Origin of the sequence: Ensifer sp. Root423 (genome assembly GCF_001426275.1) — a bacterium.
GTDB classification, from domain to species: Bacteria; Pseudomonadota; Alphaproteobacteria; order Rhizobiales; family Rhizobiaceae; genus Ensifer; species Ensifer adhaerens.
Genome location: NZ_LMEG01000013.1, coordinates 171,432 through 195,060 on the forward strand (window position 1 = coordinate 171,432; position 23,629 = coordinate 195,060).

The following is a 23,629-nucleotide window of genomic DNA, read 5'->3' on the forward strand; positions in this document are numbered from 1 at the left end:
CCTCAAACCGGCCAGGCCGCGGTTTCGCCGAAACCGTTTTCGATCGTTTCCACCTTCGGCGCGCCCTTGGAGATGCCCGACACGCCGACGACATAGGCCCGCGTGACGAAGGCCTGCCCGCGGAAGCCGAACACCGCCGTATCGCCAGGCTTCGGGGCCGCCGCACCGCTGGCGTCGATCATCGCGTAATAGTCGATCGCCGAGGGGGGCGGTACTTCGACGCTTCGAAGCGCCGACGCCGAAGTCGTCGGGTCGGCAGAGACGATCGCCTTGACGTCGTAATCCGGAAAGATCGGGTCGATGTAGAAGCCGCCGCCGAAGCAATAGGCCTTGCCGCCCGAGAGATGGGAAACTTCGGTGAGGTAGAGTACCGCCGGCAGTTCCGGCAGATCTTCCATCACGTGCAGTGCGGTGGTGCCGTGCAGACCGTTGCCCGGCTCGCACTGCGTCGCGCCCGCTTCGGCAAGAGCCGGGAGCATGACGCTGGAGGTCGTACCCGGCGCATTCACCTCGATCCCGTTGCGGCCGGCCTTGGCCAGCGCCTCGGCAGCTTTCGAGAGTGTCGCGAGATTGTGTGTCGGCTTCACCTTGCGGCTTTCATGGTCGAAGAGCAGCGCCGGAAAGGTGGTGATGCCGGCAAAGCGGCCACCGTCGAGCGCATCGAGACGGTCCGCCACCGCGGCAACGTCGCTGGCATCGAGCCCGCCTTCATGGCCGCGGTAGAAGGTATCACCTTCCGCCCGGATACGGGCGAGCAGATCCTGCCGATAGCCGGCTGCATGTGCGCCAGCCGCCGCTTCTGCAGCCTTTTCGCCGTTGAAGACCGTCCAATAGTCCGGCCGGAAGGTTTTCGCTGCGGCAGCCGCCTCGTGGCGCGCGACCTGCTGCAGGTGGCCGAGATGGCCGACCTTCAGGCCCGCCTTGTGGGTGGCGCGGGCACAGGCCATGTCGACGGCAACCGAACGGTCAATGCCACCACGCTTGACCGCTTCGCAGAAGGAACTGGAGCGGCCCACCTGCTTGGTCATCGCAAAGGTCTTCAGGCCGAGGCGACGGGCCTCGTTGCTCATAATCGCCGCATTGGCCTCGACCGTGTCGAGATCGAGCACATAGGCGTTGGCCGGGAGCTTGCCCTGCTGGTGCAGGCTCATGGCCGCTTCGATGAATGCCGGGTTGCGGCGGCGCAGAACGTCGAGAAACATGAAATCCTCCTTCAGCGGGACTTTTCGCGCAGCGACACGGCGACCGCAGCGAGGATGATGAGACCGCGAACGATCATCTGGTCGGATACGGAAAGGCCCATCAGGATCAGGCCATTGTTGAGCATGCCCATCATCAGCGAGCCGACGAGCGCGCCGATGATCGTGCCCTTGCCGCCGTTGAGCAGCGTGCCGCCGACGATGACGGCGGCGATCACCGTCATCAGGTCGGTCTCGCCAAGCGTGTATTTCGCCGCCTGCAGGCGACCGGCGTAAAGCAGGCCCGCAAGGCCGGCGAGACCGCCGCTGATCATCAGAACGGCCAGCCGAATGCGTGGCACGCTGATGCCGGAGACGCTCGCTGCCCGGCTGTTGTCGCCGGTCGCCAGCACATGGGCGCCGAAGCGGGTTTCGCGGTAGATGACATGGCCGCAGACGACGGCAACGAGGGTCCACCAGATCAGCGAAGGCACGCCGAGGAACGAGCCGGAGCCGAAAAAGCCGGTAAAGGTGCTGTCGGTCACCGGGATCGAGCGCAGGTTCGTCATCGAGCGGGAGACGCCGGCAAAAAGCCCGAGCGTCGCCAGCGTCACCAGGAAGGACGGCAGTTTGACATAGGCGACCAGTGCGCCGTTCAGGAGCCCGATCAGCACGCCGGCGCCGATACCGGCGACGACGCCAGCCACCAGGCCGTATTCGTTGATCGTCACCGCCGCCGCCAGTGCCGAGACGGCAACTGTCGAGCCGATCGACAGATCGATCTCACCGGCCGACATGACGAAGACGAGGCCGATCGCCATGATCGTCACCGGTGCTGTCTGCAGCATGATGTTCGACAGGTTGCGAACCGTCAGAAACCCGCTGTCGCGAAGCACGATGGCGAAGAACAGAAAGATCGCCAGGAAGCCGAGATAGACGACGTATTGCTGCAGGTTGAGGCGACTGACGAGGCTCGCCGGCTGGCCGCTCGCGCTGGAATGGGCACTGGACATTATTCTTCCTCCGAAGGCAGGGGGAAAGCTCCCCCTGCACTACGGCGCCGCGGGTCTGGTCAGACGCGCAAAGGTCGCCGCAGCACTAGAAAAGCTGCATGTTTTACTCATGCAGCGGGCATCATTTCATCACTTCATCGCATCCGCGATCGTCGCGGGCACATCCTTGTTCAGAGACTTCTTCCAGCCGTCGGCGACCGACGCCTTGGTCACGGCAAGCGAGTCGACCACCAGGAAAGGCTCGGCCTTCTTGCCGACCAGCGACCCTGCCGCGGCGCGCGCTGCGGTGACACCGATATTGTACGCTTCGTCGGCGACCAGAGCTGCGATGTTGCCGCCCTTGACCATGTCGAGTGCTGCCGGTTCGTTGAGGTCGAGCGTCACGATCTTGGTGTGGCTGTTGCCGGCGCCGCGCAGCGTCGAAAGCACGCTCAGTGCCGGCTCCGCCCAGGTCACATAGATCCCGTCGAGATCCGGGTTCTGGGTGATCATCCCTTGCGCGATTTCCTCGCTGCGGGCCGGATCGGCCATGCCGGCCTCGGCAACGATCTTCATGTCGGGATAGTCCTGCTCGATCGTCGACTTGAAGGCGCCATCGCGCTGGTTGGTCACGTAGAAGTCGGCGTCATGATAGATATAACCGAGCTTGCCCTTGCCGCCGAGCGCATCCGCCATGGCAACGGCCGCCTTGTTGCCCATCTGGAAAAGGTCGTCCGAGACGATCGTCACATAGTCCTTGCCGTGTTCGTAACCGGCCGGCGAATTGTCGACGAAGGCGAGCTTCACACCGGCGGTGCGTGCCGGATCGTAAACCACGGCGGCGCTTGCCGGGTCGACCGGCAGCGACAGGATGATCGAGGGCTTCTTGGCAAGCACCGTCTCGACATCCGCCTTCTGGCGGGCTGCATCAAAGCCGGCATCGGTCTGTGCGACCACCTCGACGCCGAGGCGCTTGAACTCGTCCTGGGCACCGCTGTTGACCGCGTTGGTGTATTCGCTCATCTCGTGCCAGACGAGCGCTGCGGTAAACTTGCCGTCCTTGATCTGCTGTTCCTGCTCCGCCGTCAGCGTCAGGCTGCCCGCCGGCGTCGGCGTCTCGCCATGCGGACCCGTGGTCTTGCCGTCAGCGGCAAAACCGGATGTCGCGGCAAAGACCGTTGCCAGCAACGCGAAGTGTTTCACTGACCTGTGCATATCTGCCTCCCTTTTAGGAATGACGCCGCCGGAAGCGTCCTCTCTCCCGGCGGCCATCTGATTACTTGGCCGCGTCGAGCACCGACTGCGGCGCATCGCGGTTGAGCGACTGCTTCCAGCCGTCCGCGACGTTTTCCTTGGTGACGGTCAAAGCCGGGGCAACGACGAAGGCCGGCGTCTGCTGTCCGAGAAGCGACTTCAGGCCGGTCGCAGCCATGGCGCGTCCAAGCTCATAGGCCTTGTCGGCAACAAGCGCGGTGACGTTGCCGCCCTTGACCATGTCGAGCGCGACCGGTTCGGCAAGATCGAGCGTGACGATCTTGGTCTTCGTATTGCCGCTCGAGCGCAGGGCAGAGAGCACGCCGTCGGCAGGCTCGGCCCAGGTCACGTAGATACCGTCGAGATCAGGGTTCTGCAGCAGCATGGCGCTTGCCAGCTCCTCGGCACGTGCCGGGTCTGAGATGCCCTGCTCGGCAACGATCTTGATATCCGGATAGTCCTTCTCGATCGTCGACTTGAAGGCCTGGTCGCGCTGGTTCGTCACATAGTAGCTGGCATCGTGGAAGATGTAGCCAACCTTGCCCTTGCCGCCGATCGCCTTGGCCAGCGCATCCGCCGCCTGCTTGCCCATCTGGAAGAGATCGTCGGTAACGATCGAGGCATAGTCCGTGCCCTGCTTATAGCCGCTCGGCAGGTTGGAGAGGAACACGAGCTTGCTGCCATCGGTCACTGCCTGGCGGAATGCTTCGGCCGAGGTCACCGGATCGAGCGGCAGCGCCAGGATGACGTTCGGCTTGGCGGCAAGCGCGGTTTCGATATCGCTGCGCTGGCGGGCAGCGTCGAAGCCGGCATCCGTCGTCACCGCGATCTCGACGCCGGCGCGGGCAAACTCATCCTTGGCACCGGCCGAAACGGCGTTGGTGAAGTCGGACGAGGTATGCCACAGCAGCGCCGCCTTGTAGCCCTTGCCCTTGAGCGCGCCGATATCGGCATCGGTCAGGGCGACATCGGCGCTCGGCGTCGCGCTCTCGCCGGACGGACCGACCGTCTGGGCAGAGGCGGCGTTTGCGGCAAGCACGAAACCGCTGACGAGTGCGGCAGCCATCAATTTCTTCAGAAGCATTGTCGTTCTCCCTCTTGTTTGGCAGTTCAGTCCATGACGCCGCAGTAGCGCGCCATGAAGGCGGCAAATCCGACGATCCCGGCGAGGTATTCCTCCACCTCGACCCGTTCCTCGTAGGTCTGGCAATTGCGGATGTCGCCGGGCGCGCAATAGACGGCAGGCACACCCAAGCGGTTGACGAAGAATGGCGATTCCGACCAGAAGGGCGCGCCTTCGATGACGCCGCGCCCAGCCATGGCTTCGGCCATGGCGGCTGATAGCGCACCGACTTCGCCCGCCGTTTCGTCGATTTCAGCCGCCGTGCCGCCAAGCGCATGGTCGCGGCCGGCCGGATAGGAAAACTCGACCGTGATTTCCGGATCGGTGATCGCCGAGCGCACCGCAGCCTCGATCTCGGCCGCCGCCGTGTCCAGCGATTCCCCTGGCAACAGTTTGCGGATCAGCGACAGTGTGCAACGCTCGGGCACGGCGATGTAGCCGCCGCCGGCAAGGCCGGTGATCAGCAGGAAACTGCGACCGATCAGCTTGTGCTCGGCCCGCGCGGCGATCTCGTCGGAGTGTTTCCAGAGAGCCGACATCGCCGCATGGCTGGCGCGCAATGCATCCTTGCCGAGTTCGGGTACGCCGAAATAGGCGGACTTGCCTGTAATCGTGATGTCGGCGATGAAAAATCCGATCTGCGCCGGATAAACCGAAAGCCGTGTCGGCTCGACATAGACGACGAAGTCCGGACGGACGATGTCACCGGTCTCGATGCGTTCGACCAGATCCTTGATACCGGCGGAGACACCGGTCCCCGGCTGACCGCTTTCCTCGTCGCCGACGAAGGCAAAGGCCACGTCCCCGGCCAACGCAACGCCGGACTTGTCGAGCAGCGACAGCGCCGCCAGCGACGCGCAGATGCCTGCCTTCAGATCGCCCGAGCCGCGCCCCCAGACCGCGCCGTCGATGATCGGTGCAGCGAAGGGATCCTCGCGCTCGGTACCGGCCCAATGCTCGCGCCAGCCGTCAACATGCACCGTATCCGTATGGCCAATGAACAGCAGGCGTGGCCCCTTGCCGCGCCCCTTGCGCTCCGCCCAGACGTTCGGCCGACCCGGCAGGAACTCCGCCGTTTTCAAGCCTTCCAGGCCAAGGCGCTGCATCGTTTCGGCCAGAAAGGCGACGAAATTCGCCTCGTTGCCGGTAATGCTCTCACGCCCGATGGCGCCACGAAAAAGATCAATCGCCGTCTCGCGATCAAGCACCGCTCGCAAGCGCTCGACCAAGCCGTCATTCATCGTCATCACATCGCCTCCCGAAGCGCGTTGACGTTTGCCCGCGGCAGCGAAATCCGGCCATCGGGCGCATCGACCCCGAACAGGGTGTTGTGCAACTGACCGAGCCCGATCGCCGCCGCCCCGATGATCGCGGCGCGCGCGCCGAGTTCACCGGTCTCCACATTGACCGGATAGGGGAAGCACTGCGGCAGGAACGCTTTTACCCGCTCAAGCATTTCCGGCCGGAGCCCGATGGATCCGCCCAGGATGACCTTCTGCGGGTTGGCGATCGCGGCAATCGCGGCAACGCCGGCTGCCAGATACCGCGCAGTGTCATCCAGCACCGTCAGCGCTGCCGCATCGCCCGCTTCTGCCTTGGCAAAGATGGTGGGCACGGCAACGGTCTTGCCCGAAAGCGCCGCGTAACGTTCCGCCATGCCATGCGAGGCAACCGCGCGCTCGAAGGCGCCGGTGCGCAGCGATTCCGCCTCGAACGGGTCGGCGCCGAGCGGCAGGAAACCCATTTCGCCGGCCGCATTGCTGACGCCGCGCACCAGATGGCCGCCGACCATCAGGCCGCTGCCGACGCCGGTGCCCAGCGCCACATAGGCGAGGTTGTCGATCCCCTGCCCCTGGCCCAGCCAGTTTTCGCCAAGGACGGCAAGATTGACGTCGTTTTCGAGCATGGCTCCAAAACCGAGCACCTCTTCGAAGGCGCCGACGACATCCATCGTGTCGAAACCGGCAATGTTCGGCGCAAGCAACACACGGCCGGTCTCGCTGCAGGGCGCGCCGGGAACGCCGACCACCGCAAGCCGGATCTTCTCGCGAGCGATCTTCTGTCGGTCTGCCGCATCAAAGGCCATGGCAGCGATCTGCTCTACGACGAAGCGGCCGCCCCGCGGATCGGTCGGCGCCGTGTCTTCGGCAAAGATCTGGCAGGCGAGATCGGTGATCGCCACGCGCACCTTCGTGCCACCGAGGTCGACGGCGATGATGAAGGCGGCATCGCACACCAGTTCGTAGGTGACGGCAGTGCGCCCGACATGGCCGCTGGTGCGCCCCGTCTCCTGCACCCAACCCTCTTCTTCGAGGCCGCGGACGATCTCCGAAATGGTCTGCTTGGAAAGGCCGGTCTGCTTCGAGATCGACGCACGCGAAATCGGACCGCCCTGGACGATCGCCTCCATGACGGAGCGCTGGGAGAACTTCCGGGAGATGCGCAAGCTGTCGTTCACGGGGACCTCTTTTAATTCGTTCTGTTACCGAACTTATTAATATCACGCATCGCTGTCAATCTTACCCGATGGGATTATCTTTCGTGGCCAACGCCGCGATCACTGGAAAACAGGTAGATCGCAATGACGCATTCGGATGCGTCGCCATTTGCGATATGCTAGATGAAATCAGATTGGCGCTGAGAGGCGCTTTTTCTCACGAAATCAGTGGCATGACCGTCTCGACAGCTCTCGTTCCGCGAACCGCAAAATGCTCGGCTCTGGTCGTGCAGTTTGATGAGAATGTCGTAGACAGGCTCTGGTCGGGGCGGATCAGGCCCTAAAATCCGGCATCCAATCCAACTAGGGTCGCAATCAATGGCAGAGTTTCCGCAAAAGGCGAAAGTCGTAATCATCGGGCTGGGTGGCATCGTCGGTGCTTCGATCGCACACCACCTGATCGAGCGCGGCTGGGACGATATCGTCGGCATCGACAAGTCGGGCGTACCGACCGATATCGGCTCGACCGCACACGCCTCGGACTTCTGCTACACCACCAGCCACGACTATCTCTCGGTCTGGACGACGCAGTATTCGATCGATTTCTTCGAGAAAATGGGCCACTACGCCCGCATCGGCGGCCTGGAAGTGGCGCGCACCGGCGACGATGTCTGGATGGAAGAGATCAAGCGCAAGCTGTCCTCCGCCAAGGCCTTCGGCACCCGCGCCCACTATGTCTCGCCGGCTGAAATCAAGAAGATGTTCCCGCTGATCGAAGAAGATCAGGTCATGGGCGGCATGTTCGACCCGGATGCCGGCCTCGTCATCCCGCGCTCGCAGACGGTTGCCGGCAAGCTCGTCGACGCCGCGGAAAAGTCCGGCAAGCTGCAGGTCTTCGGCAACACGCCGGCAAAGTCGCTGATCGTCGAGAACGGCCGCATCAAGGGCGTCGTCACCCATCGCGGCACGATCATGGCGGACCACGTCATCGTCTGCGCCGGCATCTGGGGCCGCCTGATCGCTGAAATGGTTGGCGAGGACCTGCCGGTCATGCCGGTCGACCATCCGCTCACCTTCTTCGGCCCGTACAACGAATTCGAAGGCACCGGCAAGGAGATCGGCTTCCCGCTTTTGCGTGACCAGGGCAACTCGGCCTACATGCGCGACACCGGCGACCCGAAGACCACCGAGGGCGGCCAGATCGAGTGGGGCTATTACGAGACCACCAATCCGCGCCTCTGCCATCCACGCAACATTCTTGAAAAGCACGAGGCGCGCCTGTCGCCTTCGCAGCGCGACCTGGAGATGGAACAGATCATCGAGCCGCTCGAGCGCGCCATGGAACTGACGCCGATCCTCGGCGAACTCGGCTACAACGAGAGCCATTCCTTCAACGGCCTGCTGCAGGTCTCGGCCGCCGGCGGCCCCTCCTGCGGCGAGAGCCAAAAGGTGCGCGGCTTGTGGTACTGCGTCGCCATCTGGGTGAAGGACGGCCCCGGTTATGGCAAGCTGATCGCCGACTGGATGACAGACGGCCGCACCGAGATCGACCACGCCTCGATCGACTATTCCCGCTTCTATCCGCACCAGCTGGAAGAAAAGTTCATCGAGGGCCGCTGCTTCGAGGCGGCGCAGAAGATCTATTACCCCGCCGTGCACACCCGCGAACCCTACGCCACCGGCCGCAACGTCAAGCGCTCGCCCTTCTACGAGCGCGAAAAGGAACTCGGCGGCTATTTCATGGAACTCGGCGGCTGGGAGCGCGCCCACGGCTACGCTGCCAACGAGCACCTTCTGGAGAAGTATGGCGACCGCGTGCCGGTACGTGAAAACGAGTGGGACAGCCGCCATTTCTGGCGCGTCTCCAACGCCGAGCATCTGGCGATGAGCGAGGACTGCGGCATCGTCAACCTCTCGCACTTCCATATGGTCGACATCGAAGGCCCTGATCATGTCGAGCTGCTCGAATGGCTGTGCGCCGCCAAGGTCGGCGGCGACGGCAATATCGGCAAGGGCATCTACACCCACTTCCTCGACGACGAGGGCATGGTACGGGCCGACTTCACCGTCTTCCGCATGGCCGACCGCTGCCGCCTGGTGAACGGCGCCGACGCCGGCCCGCGGGACTTCCAGTACATGCGCCGCGTCGCCGAAGATCGCGGCCTTGACGTCACCATCACCGACGTCTCGGAGAAGTTCATCACCATCGGCATCTGGGGCCCCAATGCCCGTGAGACGCTGAAGAAGGTGGTTGCCGATCCCTCGGGCCTCGACATCGAGAACTTCGCCTTCGCCGCGATCAAGCCGATCGAGATCGCCGGCAAAAAGGTCACCGCCTTCCGCATCTCCTATGTCGGCGAGCAGGGCTGGGAACTGCACATGAAGTACGAGGACGGCCTCGCCGTCTGGGACGCGCTGCGCTCGACCGGCGTCATGGCCTTCGGCGTCGAAACCTATGCGAACTCGCGCCGCATGGAAAAGAGCCTGCGCCTGCAGAACGCCGACCTGCTTACCCAGTACAACCTCATCGAAGCCGACCTTGCCCGCCCGAAGGTCAAGGACGTGGACTTCCGCGGCAAGGCCAAGCATCTCGAATACAAGGCGCGCGAACATCAACCGGCCATGCTCTGCACGCTCGTCATGACGGAGAATACCGACAAGAACGGCGTGAAGCGCTATCCGGTCGGAACCCTGCCGGTGATGGATCCTGAAACCGGCAAGGTGCTGGTCGATGAACTGGGCCGCCGTTCCTACACCACCTCGATCGCCTTCGGCCCGACGATCGGCAAGAACATCGCGCTTGCCTATCTGCCGTGGTCCCATTGCCAGGTCGGCCGCAAACTCAACGTCGAATACTTCGCCGAGACCTATCCGGTCGAGGTTGTCGGCGTCGGCTATAAGCCGCTCTACGATCCGGAAAACCTGAAGCCGCGCAGCTAAGCCATCCGCATCAGCCCCCAAAACAGAAAGGCCCGCTCGGATCCGAGCGGGCCTTTCCAATGGTCTGCAGACCTAACGAGGTCACGGCAGCACGTGTCCTGCTGCCGTGAAGAGACGATACCAGTCCTCGCGCGACAGCGTAATGTCGGCGCCGGGCGCGATATCGGCCAATCGCTCGGGACTTGTCGTTCCAAGCACCACCTGAATGTTGGCCGGATGGCGGGCGATCCAGGCATAGGCGATCGCGGAAGCCGATACCCCGTACTGGCCCGCGAGTTCGTCCAGCAACCGGTTGAGTTCCGGAAAGTTCTTCTCGTCGCCGACGAACACGCCGCCGAAGAAACCCTGCTGGAACGGTGACCAGGCCTGCAATGTCATGCGGTTGATGCGCGAATAGACGACCACTTCCCCATCGCGATCGATCGATTGCTCGAGACCTGCCATATTGGCGGCGATTCCGAAGGCGACCGAAGGCGCATGCGCAATGCTGAGCTGGATCTGGTTGGCGACGAGCGGTTGGCGGACGGCGGTCTTCAGAAGATCGATCTGCCGCGGGGTGTGGTTCGAGACGCCGAAATGCCGGACCTTGCCAGCCGCCTGCAATTTGTCGAAGGCGTCCGCCACCTCCTCCGGTTCCACCAGCGCATCCGGGCGATGCAGCAAGAGAAGATCGAGATAGTCAGTCTTCAGCGCCGCCAGCGATCTATCGACCGACTGCAGAATATGATCTTTGGAGAAATCGAAATAGCCGCGACGGATACCGCACTTGCTCTGGATGACGATCTGTTCGCGCTCAGTCGGCTTCAGCCGCAACGCATCGCCGAAACGGCGCTCGCAGGCATGCAGTTCGCCGCCATAGATATCGGCATGGTCGAAGACGTTGATGCCGACGTCCCGTGCCTTCCCATAGAGCCGGCTTATGGCGTCGTCGCTGAGATCGGCAATCCGCATCAGGCCGAGAACGGCAGAGGAAACGGAAAGGTCGGTTGGTCCCAGATTGAATCTTTTCATCGGCTCGCACCATCAACATCGTTTCGAGGGAGGATTTTCGCGCAGGGACGGAGTCGTCGGCCTTGCGAAATCTTTGATCCTCAATTTCTAAGCAGCCTGAGGGCGCTTGGCAAACGCCTTTGGGGCAAACCGTGGAACGATGTGGCTTGCTGTGCCCAAGCGGAAAGGCCCGAGCACCGACCGTCTCCAGCAGGTGCAGGCGTTCGGAGCGGACGTCAAACGCCCGCCCCGTGCGTGGACCGGTCAGGCAGCGGACCGATAGCGCTCGGCCGGCAACGACTGTGCAAAATTCGGCAGCATTGCCTGCCGTGCCGCATCGAGGGTGTTCCACTGGCCGGCATCGGGAAGCGGCGGGATGGTTACCAACTCGCGTCGATCGTAGCCGGTCAGCGCCGCATCGACGAGATCGCCGACCTCCATCACACCGGAGAGCGTCTCAACATCGACGCCGGCATGATCCCAGATCTCGGTGCGCGTCGCTGCGGGCAGCACCGCCTGAACGTAGACGCCCTTGGTGGCGAGTTCGACATTCAAGCCTTGAGAAAGGAACAGCACGAAGGCCTTGGTCGCGCCGTAGACGGTTGCGCCCATCTCCGGTGCAAGCCCGACGACCGACGCGATGTTGATGATCGCCCCCTCGCCTCTCTCCGCAAACCCCGGAGCTGCCGCATGCGCGAGCCTGGTGACTGCCGTTACGTTGAGCGCGATCAGCTTCGAGATGTCCTCGCTCTGCTGCTGAAGAAAGCCTCGGGGGATAGACGTCCCGGCATTGTTGACCAGCACGCCGATGCTCCGGTCTTCGCGCAGCCGCTGCTCGACCTTGGCGAGGTCCTGCTCGTCGGTCAGGTCCGCCGGCACCACATCCACCGCCACGCCGGTTTCGTTCTTGAGGCGCTCAGCGAGCGCGTCGAGCCGCGCCGCATTGCGCGCGACCAGAACGAGATCATGACCGCGACGGGCAAATCGCTCCGCATAGACGGCGCCAATGCCGGTCGAGGCACCCGTTACAAGGACTACTGGCTTCCTGCTCATCGATTGGGCTCCTTCAGTTTATTCATGATAACCATCATGTATTTGGATATATGATGATTATCATGTATATTGTCAATCGAAATTTCAGGAGACGATGATGCGCGTGAGCCGGAAGCAGGTCGAAGAGAACAAGAAGACAATTCTGGAGGCGGCGGGACAGCTGTTCCGGGAGCGCGGCTTCGAATCCGTCACCGTTACTGATGTCATGAAGGCGGCAGGCCTCACCCATGGCGGCTTCTACGGCTACTTCAAGTCGAAGGAGGATCTGATCGCGCAGACATTGGCCGGTCTGCAGGGAGAAACCGAGCCGCTAACGGTGGATCTTGCATCCGTCGCCCGACGTTATCTTTCGCCGGAGCATCGGGACGATTTCGGCCACGGCTGCCCGCTTGCAGCCCTTGCGTCGGAGGTGAGCCGCCAGCCCGGTTCCGCACGGTCGGAGATGACGGACGTCCTCAAGCGCCAGTTCGCCCGGTTCGGCAAGATCGCGCCGGGCACGGATGATCATGAGAAGCGTCGCGCGGCAATCGGCAGTTCTGCGGCCATGATCGGCGCGCTTATCCTGGCGCGGATGACCGACGATCCCGACCTGTCGACGGAAATCCTCGATGAGACGCGGGTGTGGCTTTCCGACCGCGATCACGGAAAGCTGAGAAGCCAAGGTCCTTCCGACGGCAAGAGCGACGCCGGAAGCTGAACCATGTCGCGGAAAAATGCGCAGCGGTTTGCGATCACGGCGCGCGGCAATTCAAGATATTGGAGCGCAAGCGGCAGAGCGGAACGGCGCTACGTGCTTGGCATATCCTCAACGCATCGAATTCGTTCGCAGATCACTGCGCCGGAACGATACCAAGGCGAGACACGGGAATCGTTGATGCGGGGCGTGAAGCGCCCAAAGGCAAACCGTTAAAGCGCGTCTCGGGTCGAGCTCGGAGCAACCTGTCCAACGATCCGCCCATCGCGTCTTATCCCGTCACGGGCGGCGATCCCTTATCGCACCGTCACCGGGCCTCCGGCCAGCCGAATTTCTTCGTCCAATAGCCGTTCCAGTCACTCACCGACTGCTGCGTTCGCCGGTAAATCCGCTCGGCTTCCTCCTCCGCCTTCAGAGCCGCCGCGAGCGCCGCATCGTCCTTCGCATTGGCGCGCGCCTTTTGTGCGATGTCGAGACCGATACGCGCTTCGTTCTGGGCATCCGCCAGGAACTGACCGGAGCTATGGCCTTCGGCATCGGCAACATAATGCAACTGGTCGCCGGCGGCTTTCAGCTTATAACCGAGCACGATCTCGGTTTCGGCAAAACGGCTGCGATTGCCGCGCACCGTCGCAGTCAGCGCATTGGCGATGGCCTCTTCGTGTCTGAGACCGGGATTGTTGAGCAGTTCAGCCTCGACCCGGCCGGCGAAAATCTCACCCTGCTCGTTGAGGATTTCCTTCAGCACTGCCTTCACATTGGGGTCGCTGGATTTGAAACGGTCGGAGTTCAGCAATTCCAGTGCCGTGCCGACGAAAGCGTCGGCTCTTGCCTTCAGCTCCAGCATGCTGTTGTTGATTGCACCCTGCGCCTGCGTCGCTGCTCTGCCAGGCTCCGCTGAAACGCCGTTCGCAGCCGTGAGGATGCTGTTCGCGCTGTCGGCAGAACCGGCTTTCTCCTCGGCCTCGGCCGTTGTCCGCCTGAGGATTTCCAAGGCAACGTTGCTCGTCGGCGATATGGTGGTCACGCGTGGGTCTCCGCGGCAAAGGCGGCGCTCCTGCACCTGCCTGCCGAATGGGCGCGCACGGCCTCATGCCATCGCGAGAATCAAGAATGAAAGCAACTATCGATTGTATGTCTTAATAAACGGGTAACGCCGGTCATAGAAGCAGACGACGCCGCCACCGCCGCCGCCCCTCTCAACCCGATGAGGGTCGCCCCTGTGTGCGCCGTTCAAACGTCAAAAAGCCCGCTTGGATTTCTCCATGCTTGGTTGCGGGGGCAGGATTTGAACCTGCGGCCTTCAGGTTATGAGCTTCCAGACCGGCCCAAGTCATATCGCGTCACATCACGCCAGTTCGCGGCACTTCAACATCTAACATGTTGCAATCATTTACATTTAATTGCGACCCTGTTTCCCTTTGTTTGCACGGGCATACCACCTCCAGACCGGGCTGTTGCCCGGTTTGTTGCCCCAAAAACAGAAGGAACCGGCAAATGAAACGCACACACCTCAACGACAAGATAATAAAGAAGCTCCCGTTCGCAGTGTCGGCGGAGCATCGCTACGAGATCCCCGACTCATCGATCGATAACCTCGCCATCCGCGTCGGATCGAAGAGCAAGACGTTCACCCTGACAGCCCGCTTCGGAGGGTCCCCGAACCCTTCGCGACGGCCGCTCGGGAGATTCCCGGACATTTCCACGGCGAAGGCGCGTGTGATTGCAGACACCTGGAACGACAGGATCAAGAGGGGCCAGGATCCGGCCGCGGAAGAAGCGCGAAGGCGTGAAAGGGAGGCAAGAAAGGATGACGAAAAGCGTCTCCGCCAGCGAAGCACGTTCGCCTCGGTCATTGCGGACTATGTCGCCTACCTTCCCACGCGGGAACGAAACAGAGCGACAGGAAAGCTGGTCGGCAACATCCAACGGGAATTCCTGAACCCCGATAAAAATCCCTGGATGAACAAGCCAATCTCGCAGGTTACGGACAGCGACGTGAGCTCGCTCATCGCAGCCATTGCGGATAGAGGGGCGAAGGGCCAGGCGCGGGAGTGCCTCAAGCTCCTCCGAACCTTCTTCCGCTGGGCGATGCTGCCGCACCGCCGGGACGCCATCGGGCTCGCCCGCAACCCGATTGCCGATCTCACACCCTTCCTCATGAAGCTTCCCAAGAACACGAGGTCGCGACATTTCGGCTATCTCGAAATACAGGCCTACATCGCGACGGCAGCGCGGTTTGAATATCCCTATGGTCCTTTTGCCCGCGCTCTGATCGAAATGGGCCAGCGGCGGGAGGAAACGGCGCGGATGAGGTGGTCGCACCTCGACCTCGAACGCAAGGTCTGGACGATCCCGGGGGGAACTTCGAAGCCCGAGACCGACCATGTCGTGTTTCTGTCGGACTGCATGGTCCGAATGCTCAAGTCTCTCAAGGCGGTTCAGGTCACAGGACACGGCGACTACGTCTTCAGTTCGTCGCACGGCCAGCGCCCCATCGCCAAGCCGAGCTGGCTCAAGGCGGAGTTCGAGAAGAAGTTCGCCGAGGAGTTCGGGAGAATCGCGCCCGGCGCCTCCCTCCGCCATTGGACATGGCATGATGTCCGCCGGACCGTCCGGACCCAGCTAGAACCGATCGTCGGCAGAAGCGAGGTGGCAGAAGCGGCAATCGGACACGGCAAGACGGGGATCGAACGGGTCTATAACCTCTACGCCTATGCCCGGGAACTGAGGAGCGCGTTCAATGCGTGGTCCGAGAGATTGCGGAAGATGAGCGAGGGCACGCTCACTTTCGACGACTGGGAGGATTGGAAATGATCCAGGATCCCGTCGATTCCGAATTGCGCCCCGTCTCCCGGGAAGAACTCTATCAGCTCGTGTGGAGCATGCCGGTGATGCGGGCGGCCGCACGGCTCAAGGTGTCGAACAGCTACGTCGCCAGGATCTGCTCGGCTTTGGACGTGCCCCGGCCGCCACGTGGATGGTGGACCAGGAAGAAGTTCGGCCAGACACTGACCAGGCCGCCCCTGCCTCCGCCCAGGCCGGGACGGCCGCTGTCCTGGTCGAGGGACGCATGGGGCGGCAGCCTGAGTACGTATTATAAACGCCGCAGGGTTTGGCAGGCGCCCGCCGGCGACCTCCACCCACTCGTCGTCCTCGCAACCGAGATCTTCAGAGCTGCGAAAACGGATCCGACCGCGTCCCTCCTCGTCACTCGCGCGAACAACGCGATCGACGTCGCGGCGAGTGCGGAAACGCTCCGACACGCGCTCGCGTTCGCGAACACCCTGTTCCTTGCCCTCGAAGCGCGGGGGCATTCAGTCATCGTGGCTGCAAGGCGCCGTTTCATCCGCCCTCGGATCGAAATCTGGGACGAACCTCCGGTTCACTGCAGTGAAAAAGCAGCGCCCGACCTGGCTCCCCGATGGCCGACCGTCGCAATGCTGCAGGACATGCCCGCGGGCATTGCAATCGTCGAGACCTGTCGGGAGGCCCACGTGCAGTATCTCGGCGACGGGAAGTTCGAACCCGTGCCGCCCAAATCACGGAAAGGCGTTCGCCCGGTTCTCGGCATCACCTGGAACGACTGGCAGCCGCGGCCGGCCGGGCGTTTGAAGCTGGTCGCGTACTCCCCGGTCCATCCAGCGGCCTGGATGCGGGAATGGCAGATATCGACTCTCCGGAAACACGAACGCGAGGTCGAAATGATCCTCGACTGGCTCGAGGAAACTGCCGCGCAATCATTCGCAGCGCCACCGGCCTGAGCAATACCAAAACGCCGCCGGGATGCTCGACGGGCGGCGCGTGGACCTTCATTTCCCGGTCGAGCCTCCAACGCAGACGATCCAACCTGGAAAGGATAGCAGCCATGCAGAAGATCCATTTGACGGACGATGTCGTCCGCAACCTGCCATTCACAGCCCTCGGCGGCCGCCGGGTGCACTTCGCCGACGCGACAGTCGAGAACATGCGTCTCGTCGTGGGCGGTGGCCGGAAGGCCTTCTACTTCGTCCCGGACCAGCCCGGCAACTCCGGAATCCTGAGAATTGGCGAATACCCGGAGACCACCACGGACCGGGCGCGCGAAATTGCGGCACGGTTGAAAAGTGCCGTGGATACCAGCGACATAGGGGCGAATTCGCCTGACCGCCTGGAGCAATCCGGACCCACGTGGACATTCGCTGCCGTACTCGAATTTTACATCCAGCAACTTCACCTGCGGTCCCACAACCGCAGTGCGGACAAGGATGCGAAGTTCCTGCGACGGTACTTCCTGACCCCGGCAGTCAACCCCTGGGCACTCAAGCCGATCGGGCTGGTTGCGGATACGGACGTGGCAGGACTGATAAACTCATTGCGGGATCGACCAGCATTGGCCCGGAACTGCCTGAGCAAGGTCAAAACGTTCTTCAACTGGGCGATGCAGCCCAGAAATCGATCCGAGTTTGGGCTGCGCGAAAATCCCGCTTTGCATCTCACGTCCCGGATGCTTCGGTTGCGCGCTGCAGCCCGATATCGCCACTTATCCGAACTCGAGATGCGGGCTTACGTTGTGGCGGCGGAAGGCGTTGAGAACCCTTCCCAGAGGGTATTCTGCCAAGCTCTTGTGCTGACTGGGCAGCGCGCCGGGGATCTGGCGATGATGCAATGGTCTGAGCTCAACCTTGAAAAAGGGATCTGGGTTAGGCCGCGGGACCGCTACCACGTCCCGTTCGGCGCAGAGGAGAACACGCCGATGTCTGACGCGATGGTCTCATTGCTTCGCAGTCTCAGGTGCAGCGCCGCTGCATCCGAGGACCCCGCCGTGTTCGGCTCCGACTTCACAAGCACCGGAAAGCTGACCAGACTGAGATGCGTCGTTGATCGTCGCATGAGCGATTACATGCAAAAGGCCGGACTGGAACGCCCCGGGGAGTCGTGGCGCTGGATGGATGTTCGCCGTTCTGTCCTCACCATGCTTGTGGAGGCAGGGGTGTCGTATCAAATCGCCCGCTGCGCCATTGGACTCGTCCCGGACCCGTACACTGCAATGACTGCAGTCCGTCCGACTCGGGATGCACTCGAAAGGCTGGCGCGGGCGCTGGACGATATGAGGGGGAGCGCCGGGCGGTACGATGACGGCGGCACCGGCCGCTGACATCGGCAAGTATCGCCCCTCAATGCCGTCCGCCAAGGCGGCGCACCCCGCAGGGCGGGCGGCCGGTGGTGATTGGGGCCAACCAGAACACAGGGTTGCCCCAGCACCCGCTCGGCACCGCGGTAGTCCCTCTAGCTGATTGGATCTCCCATGGCGGTGCGCAGACCGCCTTCCTGGGTGCGTCCCTTCGCTTTCGGTCAACCACCCCGGCTTCGATGTGGCCGGGCTCTTGTCAGCCAGGCGATCTACTGCTCGGCATTGGCCTGCTGCCGAGGAGCACGCGCAAGGGCCACCCCCGGACCGCGCGTGCCTTCACCGTCGATGAAAACGACGCCTCCGGCCTCCAGGGCGGACCGCACCTTTTCGAGGGAGTCGACGAGGACGTTGCCCTCGCACTTCTCGATTCTGACGACGACCTGGCGGCTGACGCCGGCAAGCGCCGCCAGCTCCTCCTGGCTCAGTCCCAGCAGGGCGCGGCCGGCCCGCAGGGCGGTCATCATCTCGGAAGTGGTGTCCATGGATCCTTGGAAAGGATTGGCACATCGTTGTCAACAATTGGGAGCAAGGATTCGTTCAAAGGTCTGGGGCGATTCAGGGGCGATTCGCAACCGATCTGGCTTCCAAGCCACCGACTGGGAATAGCCCGACTTGTGCACGTCCATTTGCTTGCGGACCGTTACGTGTGGTTGAGTAGACACATTTTTCTATCGCAGGATTCACAAGACTCACCTAAGGTCCGTGCCATCGACACGCGGAGACTGAGGTTCAGGGCTGGTACCAATGGCGGCTGAAAACGGAAAACTTGCAAAGGGCGTAGTGGGCGGCTGGCTGCTCCATCACGATCAGAAGCTGCTCAACAGCAAAACAGTCGAGTTCGAAAACATCGCAACTGCCGGCCGGTCGGCCCGATTACTGTCGGCGATTTCCAAAGAAGACCGGTGGACAGTGGATAACGAGCGGGTTGTGGAGCTTGGCCGCCAACTTGGGATTCGAAAGCACGAACTTCCTGGTTTGTTGAACGTCCTCGCGTCTGCAGCTCTTGTAGGAGAACCGTTCGTCGGAACCGTCCACGCGGAGTATCCAGAAGCATTGGGTGCCGTAGTCGGCTGTCCTTACCTCAAAACCTCTCACACCGGATCCGATTTTGACGATCGCCTCAGGATGGCGCTTCAACGCCTCCAGAAGAAACACTCCGTCTTCAGCGCCCACAGTATCGCCAGGCCGATATCGATTGAGCATGACTTTCAGGAACGCCAGCGCATCCGTCTTCCGAGGAAACTGATGGCCTGCGATTTCAACTGATTGCGCCCTCGCCATCGACGTGTCCTTTGCCTCAACTGCTCTTGCCCGGGAGAAACGCGAGAGTGCCTTGCTGCAGCGTGGAATGCCTTCCAACGAAGAGCTGCTGCCTGATCTCGGGCCACGGCATTGCCGTCGCGATGATGATCTGATGCTCGACAGGCGCCTGGTCGGAAATCTCGATTACCTGTTTCTGGAAATTATGGCTCCGGGCCTGCTCGATACCCTTGTCCTCGGTGATGTCGATCATGAGGAAGCGGGGGTGCCGGAATTGCCGATCATAGAGCGCGGCCCTCAGGAAGCCCACCAGGAATGCGGCCTTGAGAATTACGCGGGAGCTTGCAGAAAAGTAGGTGTGCTCATCAACAGTAATGGAGTTCTTCGCGAACGAGAATTGGACATGCTCGGGATTTTCGAAGGTGTCCTGACGCTTGAGATCACCTTGGAGGATCTCGATGATGTTCTTCTCAATGCTGTTCTTGGCTGTTCTCAACCGGTCGGTCTGGCTGAGTTGGAGTGTCGTAATGCGGGATCCCAAAGATTGGATTTCCTGATCGAGCTGCGCCTTGCGGGCGGACAGATGACCGATCTTGTTGGCGAGTTTGACCTGCGCCTCGACGTCTTCAATGGACTTGTCGATGTATCCGAGCTTGCGCTGCAGCTCACGGATCTGCTCCCGGGCCTTGGATGTTGGCACCGAGCTGAGATCGGCTAGTTCCTTCGCCTTGAGCCGCCAGTTCGTGACCAGCACATTCAAAGAGGTCTGATGCTTCGCTAGGCGCTCGGCCCTTATGACTTGCAGGCGTTCTGACTGCTTTATCTGTATAGACAGCTCGTTGATGATGCCGACTACTCGCTCACGGGCACGCTCGGTGTCGAGCGGTGTCTTGCACAGGTGACAAGCCTCAACGTCATGGTCGTGCTCGATGACCTCAGCGTAGCAAGCGGGGCACGTTCCGAACCGGACACTGCCTACCACGCTCGCGGTGAGCTCCGCGTCTCGCAATGCTTCCAGCCGCGAGGACAAGGTCCGGATGAAGGCTGCCGAATCCGAGATTTCGAATTCAACCGAATCTACCTCGGCCTGCTTGTGACGGATATCTCCCTGCAGTTTTTGAACCTGCTTGTAGAGGTCGTTCTGAACCTGAAGAGTTATTTTCTCTGATGATTGGCTGGAGTAGAAAGCCTCCTCGGCCTGCAGAATCTGCGCCGAGGTTGTATCGCGCTCCTGGAGGAGGCCCTTGCGGCGCTGCTCAATCCATTCGAGCGTCATGCTCTCGTCGCCACCGCCGACGACCTTGAAAATGCTCTTCAATTCGGCGTTAGCCTCAGTGAACTCCTTTTCCTTTGCGCGCTTCAGTTGTTGAAGCTCATAGATCTCGGTATCGAACGCACCGCAGAGGAGATTGCCGATGGCTTCACGCAGATTCTCAGAATCGAACCCTTCAAACCGGAACAGGCTCTCTGTCGGCGAGAGCTGATCAGCGTAGAGAAGGCGCAGGATCTGGTGAATGGTGATGTTCGACGTACCCTCGACCGCAACATCCGGCATCTCCAGGAGCCGGAAGATCGCCTGTGAGAAGCTTTCCTGGTTTTTTGAACGAGCATAGGGATATCGGTGCCACGCTTCGATAGGGGACGCGACTGCTTGTTCATAGCGTCCGCCAAAAATCTCCATCGCCGATTGCGACGCTACATCGATCTCCCGGCGCAGCACTGCGGGGTTGCCGTTGAACTCAACCTCGAGCCACACGTGATCGCACTTCAGAGCGTGCTCGCTCCAGGCCGAACGGTCGAGGTCACCTCCCAGCCCGAAGAATAGGAAGTTCATGATCGTCGACTTGCCAGAGGAATTGTCGCCTCTGATCACGTTCACGCCTGTATGGAAAGCCTCGTCGTACATCGTGAAGGCCCCGCGCTTCACGACGAGACGTTTGACCACAAGCGTGGGGTCATACCGGGTCATATCGATACTCCAGAAGACCTGTGCGATCCTTCAGCCCGTCACGGCCGCCAAGCGGATACCGCGTCCCGAGCTGACAGAGAATTTCCATCACGTCTCTCATCCGGGTGTTCAATTCGGAGCAGCGAAGTCTGAGTACATCCGGGATCACTTCCTTCGTGAACTGCACTTCGTTGTGATCCCACGCGTCCGGCGCAAGATAACCGCTGATCACAAGACTGGAAGCGGCAGCCCGCTGGAAGGTTTCCATCCGAGAAAAGACAGTGGTGTCATCGGGCATCGTGCCATATGGCGCTTGTTCGCCATATGACTTGCTCACCTTTCTCCAACCTTTGTCCTCATCGAAGAACTTCATCGATTGAAGGCGGAACGGGAAAAGCAGGTAGAAATCAAGAATGCGTATCGTGTCGAAGGGAACTCTGACTTTCATGTCGCACGCCAGATGCAGTCGCAGGAACCGGAAAGCGGCATGATAGGGGTCGAATGCCTCGTTATATGTAAGCTGTGTCATCTCGCAACCACGCCATGATGCCACTTGATGAAGCACTGCTCGGCTAGCCAGTACACCATCCCTTGGACCAGGTTGTGGTTCACGGCCATGAGGTCACCACCGCATTCTTCGACGATAGGATTCACGATACGGTCGATGACCATGGCGTTGATTTCCTCTGGTTCTCTCTTCGGTATCTGGCCGTAGATCACCTGGGTGAACTCGTTCTCGGCCTTGGCCAGGATATGGACGAATATTTCCTGTGCAGATGAGTACAGCGACCACCTCTCCAGAAGTTTCGCGAACATCTCCTTCTTCTCAATCGCATCGTCATAGTAGGCGGATCGCCCACTGGCCTTGAGCTTGGCTTCAAGGCCGTCAATGCCATCAGGGGCACGGCGGGTATGGTATCGGGCGAGTTCGTCTATCGTGGTTTGCGTCTGCTCGTTGCAGTCATACTGCTCTTTCAATTTGTGCAGGAGCTTCTCGACCAAGCCCTTCTTGGCTTCGACATGGTATAAGTCGCGGCCGACGATAGGCCCGCCGGCGCGTGCATTTTGCTGGTTGGAAACGTTGCCCTGATGGGTCGCAATGCTCATAGATATGATGGTGCGCTTCCAGCAAGTTAACGCTTGTCGCGGCCCACAATGTCTCCGCGAGCCCTTGCTCCGGATTGATCGACCGTGTTTCCATGGCGATCGGCTCGCATGGTCTTAGTGAAATGGAGCGTCAATAGAGCGCCCCCGACGAGACCGGGAAGCAAGCCACCGAGGAAGTTCCAGAGATCAAAAGCCATACGATTCCCCCAATGATTTTCACGAAGTTTTGCCTGTATTTTTGTTTCACTGCAATAGTCTAGGTTGTGGATTCAATTGGGGCAATTCACCGCGAAGCCCTTCTCTGATCAAGGGTCATCCGGCGATGTGGCGCACGCCGGTGTGCCTTGTTCTGTGCCGAACAAAAAAAATGCGATGAGGACAAAACGATCGGGGCGGCCAGCCCGACTGCGAATTCAGCGTCGAACGTCAAAGCTCCATGGGCTAGTCCCTTGAAACGCTCTGCAACGTCCAGAATTTCTTTTAGACCGCTCGGGGGGCTCAATATCCATAGCGCCATATTTGGGAGGATGACGTCTAGGGCTTCGGTCCTTCAATTTTCTCATAGGCCTCCGTCGGCCCCTCCAATTCGTGAACGCCCTTGAATGAAGGGTGCCGAAGCTTTCGATCTTGCGTCCAGGCGCGATACTCGACATCGGCGACCAGAAGTGGCAGCGCGAAGAATCCTCCGCCAGCCTTTCCGGAAAGACCCACTGGGTTTTTGTCTCGCCTTGGGGTGGCGCATCCACCTTGGGAATGTTCGTCCAATCTTTCGATTTCATCGTTCCGTCGTACTCGGCAACGGGATACATCAGGACTCCCTTCAGCAGCTCCTGGATCGCTTTGCGGTCTTCGGCCGTGTCATCCATGAAGATGCGGGGACCAACGAGACCCGTGTTGGTCGGAGAGCGGAAAACTTGCGTGATCCCTTTGGGAACCTCGCCTTCCCAGTTCGGCCCGACCGTCCCGCAGTATTCCCAGGAACGACCGGACGGCATCTTCGGCGTTGTCGACGTTCAACCATGCTGGCCCGATCTCGACCTCCATCCCCTCGATGGTGCGCTCCGAATAATACCGACGGTCGATGTACGTGCAGCCCGCTTTCGCGCCGCCGCTATAGACGGCGATGTAGAGCCAGCCGTCTGGCACATCTTCCGGCATGTCGGCGAGCTCGACGGCATAGCCGCGAAAACCTTCGCGATCGTCGCGCTGGTCTATGGCCTCGCGCAGCTTCGCTGGCAGATCCTGCATATCGATCCGTTGCGGCGGCAAACCGACCGTTGGGAATGGTTTCGAAGGGATTTTCGGGCGCCTCGTCGGCGACTTCGCCTGGAGTGAATTTGCCCGTCTCTGAAGGATCGTCTGTCATCGTCGTTTCCTCCACATCTGAATAGCCCCGAGTTTCGTAGACACCCTCGGGTTAGATTTTCTGCTGCTTCTCGAACTCGACGGGTGACAGCATCCCGTTCCTGACGTGTTTGCG

General features: G+C 61.2%; 20 protein-coding genes and 1 pseudogene. 5 read left to right on the forward strand and 16 right to left on the reverse strand.

Annotated features, from left to right (window positions below; translation table 11 throughout):
• Positions 1-2: 2 nt before the first annotated feature.
• From ASD01_RS15185 to ASD01_RS15210, 6 genes are all read right to left on the reverse strand, one after another.
• Positions 3-1,202, reverse strand: coding sequence for an alanine racemase (locus ASD01_RS15185; RefSeq protein WP_034798928.1), 1,200 nt, complete (start codon positions 1,200-1,202; stop codon positions 3-5).
• A gap of 11 nt (positions 1,203-1,213) precedes the next feature.
• Complete coding sequence (locus ASD01_RS15190) at positions 1,214-2,191, reverse strand: ABC transporter permease (protein WP_034798931.1); 978 nt, start codon at positions 2,189-2,191, stop codon at positions 1,214-1,216.
• Positions 2,192-2,320: 129 nt separating this feature from the next.
• Positions 2,321-3,385, reverse strand: a complete 1,065-nt coding sequence (locus ASD01_RS15195) for a substrate-binding domain-containing protein (protein WP_034798934.1) — start codon at positions 3,383-3,385, stop codon at positions 2,321-2,323.
• Positions 3,386-3,446: 61 nt separating this feature from the next.
• Complete coding sequence (locus tag ASD01_RS15200; protein ID WP_034798936.1) at positions 3,447-4,508, reverse strand: substrate-binding domain-containing protein; 1,062 nt, start codon at positions 4,506-4,508, stop codon at positions 3,447-3,449.
• Between the two features lie 26 nt (positions 4,509-4,534).
• Positions 4,535-5,794 carry a M20 family metallopeptidase gene (locus ASD01_RS15205; protein ID WP_060644114.1) on the reverse strand — a complete coding sequence of 420 codons (1,260 nt, stop codon included), beginning with the start codon at positions 5,792-5,794 and terminating at the stop codon, positions 4,535-4,537.
• Positions 5,794-7,005 (reverse strand): ROK family transcriptional regulator, encoded by a 1,212-nt coding sequence (locus tag ASD01_RS15210; protein ID WP_034798940.1) that lies wholly within the window; start codon positions 7,003-7,005, stop codon positions 5,794-5,796. Before ASD01_RS15210 ends, ASD01_RS15205 begins: the two co-directional genes overlap by 1 nt.
• A gap of 357 nt (positions 7,006-7,362) precedes the next feature.
• Between ASD01_RS15210 and ASD01_RS15220 the strand changes: the two genes are divergently transcribed.
• Complete coding sequence (locus ASD01_RS15220) at positions 7,363-9,924, forward strand: GcvT family protein (RefSeq protein WP_060528932.1); 2,562 nt, start codon at positions 7,363-7,365, stop codon at positions 9,922-9,924.
• Between the two features lie 81 nt (positions 9,925-10,005).
• Here the strand turns inward: ASD01_RS15220 and ASD01_RS15225 are convergent, their stop codons facing one another.
• On the reverse strand, positions 10,006-10,935 hold the full coding sequence (locus tag ASD01_RS15225) for an aldo/keto reductase (protein WP_034798945.1): 930 nt from the start codon (positions 10,933-10,935) through the stop codon (positions 10,006-10,008).
• 243 nt (positions 10,936-11,178) lie between these two features.
• The gene (locus ASD01_RS15230) at positions 11,179-11,967 is read right to left on the reverse strand and encodes an SDR family NAD(P)-dependent oxidoreductase (RefSeq protein ID WP_034798947.1); all 789 of its coding nucleotides are present in this window, start codon (positions 11,965-11,967) and stop codon (positions 11,179-11,181) included.
• A gap of 97 nt (positions 11,968-12,064) precedes the next feature.
• Between ASD01_RS15230 and ASD01_RS15235 the strand changes: the two genes are divergently transcribed.
• Positions 12,065-12,664, forward strand: a complete 600-nt coding sequence (locus ASD01_RS15235) for a TetR/AcrR family transcriptional regulator (RefSeq protein ID WP_051659468.1) — start codon at positions 12,065-12,067, stop codon at positions 12,662-12,664.
• 304 nt (positions 12,665-12,968) lie between these two features.
• On the opposite strand, the gene ASD01_RS15240 is transcribed toward ASD01_RS15235, so the two are convergent.
• Positions 12,969-13,688, reverse strand: coding sequence for a hypothetical protein (locus tag ASD01_RS15240; protein WP_034798949.1), 720 nt, complete (start codon positions 13,686-13,688; stop codon positions 12,969-12,971).
• A 353-nt stretch (positions 13,689-14,041) separates the two neighbouring features.
• On the opposite strand from ASD01_RS15240, the gene ASD01_RS15245 reads away from it, so the two are divergent.
• The 3 genes from ASD01_RS15245 to ASD01_RS15255 all read left to right on the forward strand — a co-directional run bounded on the left by ASD01_RS15245 (position 14,042) and on the right by ASD01_RS15255 (position 17,798).
• Positions 14,042-15,478, forward strand: a complete 1,437-nt coding sequence (locus ASD01_RS15245) for a tyrosine-type recombinase/integrase (RefSeq protein WP_082584634.1) — start codon at positions 14,042-14,044, stop codon at positions 15,476-15,478.
• Entirely contained in the window at positions 15,475-16,425 is a 951-nt protein-coding gene (locus tag ASD01_RS36000; protein ID WP_060644117.1) for a hypothetical protein, read from the forward strand. Before ASD01_RS15245 ends, ASD01_RS36000 begins: the two co-directional genes overlap by 4 nt.
• Before the next feature lie 104 nt (positions 16,426-16,529).
• Complete coding sequence (locus tag ASD01_RS15255) at positions 16,530-17,798, forward strand: tyrosine-type recombinase/integrase (RefSeq protein ID WP_060644118.1); 1,269 nt, start codon at positions 16,530-16,532, stop codon at positions 17,796-17,798.
• 245 nt (positions 17,799-18,043) lie between these two features.
• Here the strand turns inward: ASD01_RS15255 and ASD01_RS15260 are convergent, their stop codons facing one another.
• The 7 genes and pseudogenes from ASD01_RS15260 to ASD01_RS37600 form a co-directional block, all read right to left on the reverse strand.
• Positions 18,044-18,316 (reverse strand): helix-turn-helix transcriptional regulator, encoded by a 273-nt coding sequence (locus ASD01_RS15260; protein WP_177235780.1) that lies wholly within the window; start codon positions 18,314-18,316, stop codon positions 18,044-18,046.
• A 391-nt stretch (positions 18,317-18,707) separates the two neighbouring features.
• Positions 18,708-19,115, reverse strand: a complete 408-nt coding sequence (locus ASD01_RS34715) for a DCL family protein (RefSeq protein WP_082584637.1) — start codon at positions 19,113-19,115, stop codon at positions 18,708-18,710.
• A 16-nt stretch (positions 19,116-19,131) separates the two neighbouring features.
• Positions 19,132-21,063, reverse strand: a complete 1,932-nt coding sequence (locus ASD01_RS15270; RefSeq protein ID WP_060644120.1) for an AAA family ATPase — start codon at positions 21,061-21,063, stop codon at positions 19,132-19,134.
• Positions 21,050-21,571 carry an ABC-three component system middle component 5 gene (locus tag ASD01_RS15275; RefSeq protein ID WP_060644121.1) on the reverse strand — a complete coding sequence of 174 codons (522 nt, stop codon included), beginning with the start codon at positions 21,569-21,571 and terminating at the stop codon, positions 21,050-21,052. Before ASD01_RS15275 ends, ASD01_RS15270 begins: the two co-directional genes overlap by 14 nt.
• Positions 21,568-22,149, reverse strand: a complete 582-nt coding sequence (locus ASD01_RS15280) for an ABC-three component system protein (RefSeq protein ID WP_060644122.1) — start codon at positions 22,147-22,149, stop codon at positions 21,568-21,570. Before ASD01_RS15280 ends, ASD01_RS15275 begins: the two co-directional genes overlap by 4 nt.
• A 534-nt stretch (positions 22,150-22,683) precedes the next feature.
• Positions 22,684-22,860: an ATP dependent DNA ligase gene (locus ASD01_RS37420; protein ID WP_343214254.1), complete on the reverse strand. Its 177-nt coding sequence runs from the start codon at positions 22,858-22,860 to the stop codon at positions 22,684-22,686.
• 149 nt (positions 22,861-23,009) lie between these two features.
• Positions 23,010-23,144, reverse strand: a pseudogene (locus tag ASD01_RS37600) (DUF1254 domain-containing protein); the annotation flags it as partial.
• Positions 23,145-23,629: the final 485 nt, after the last annotated feature.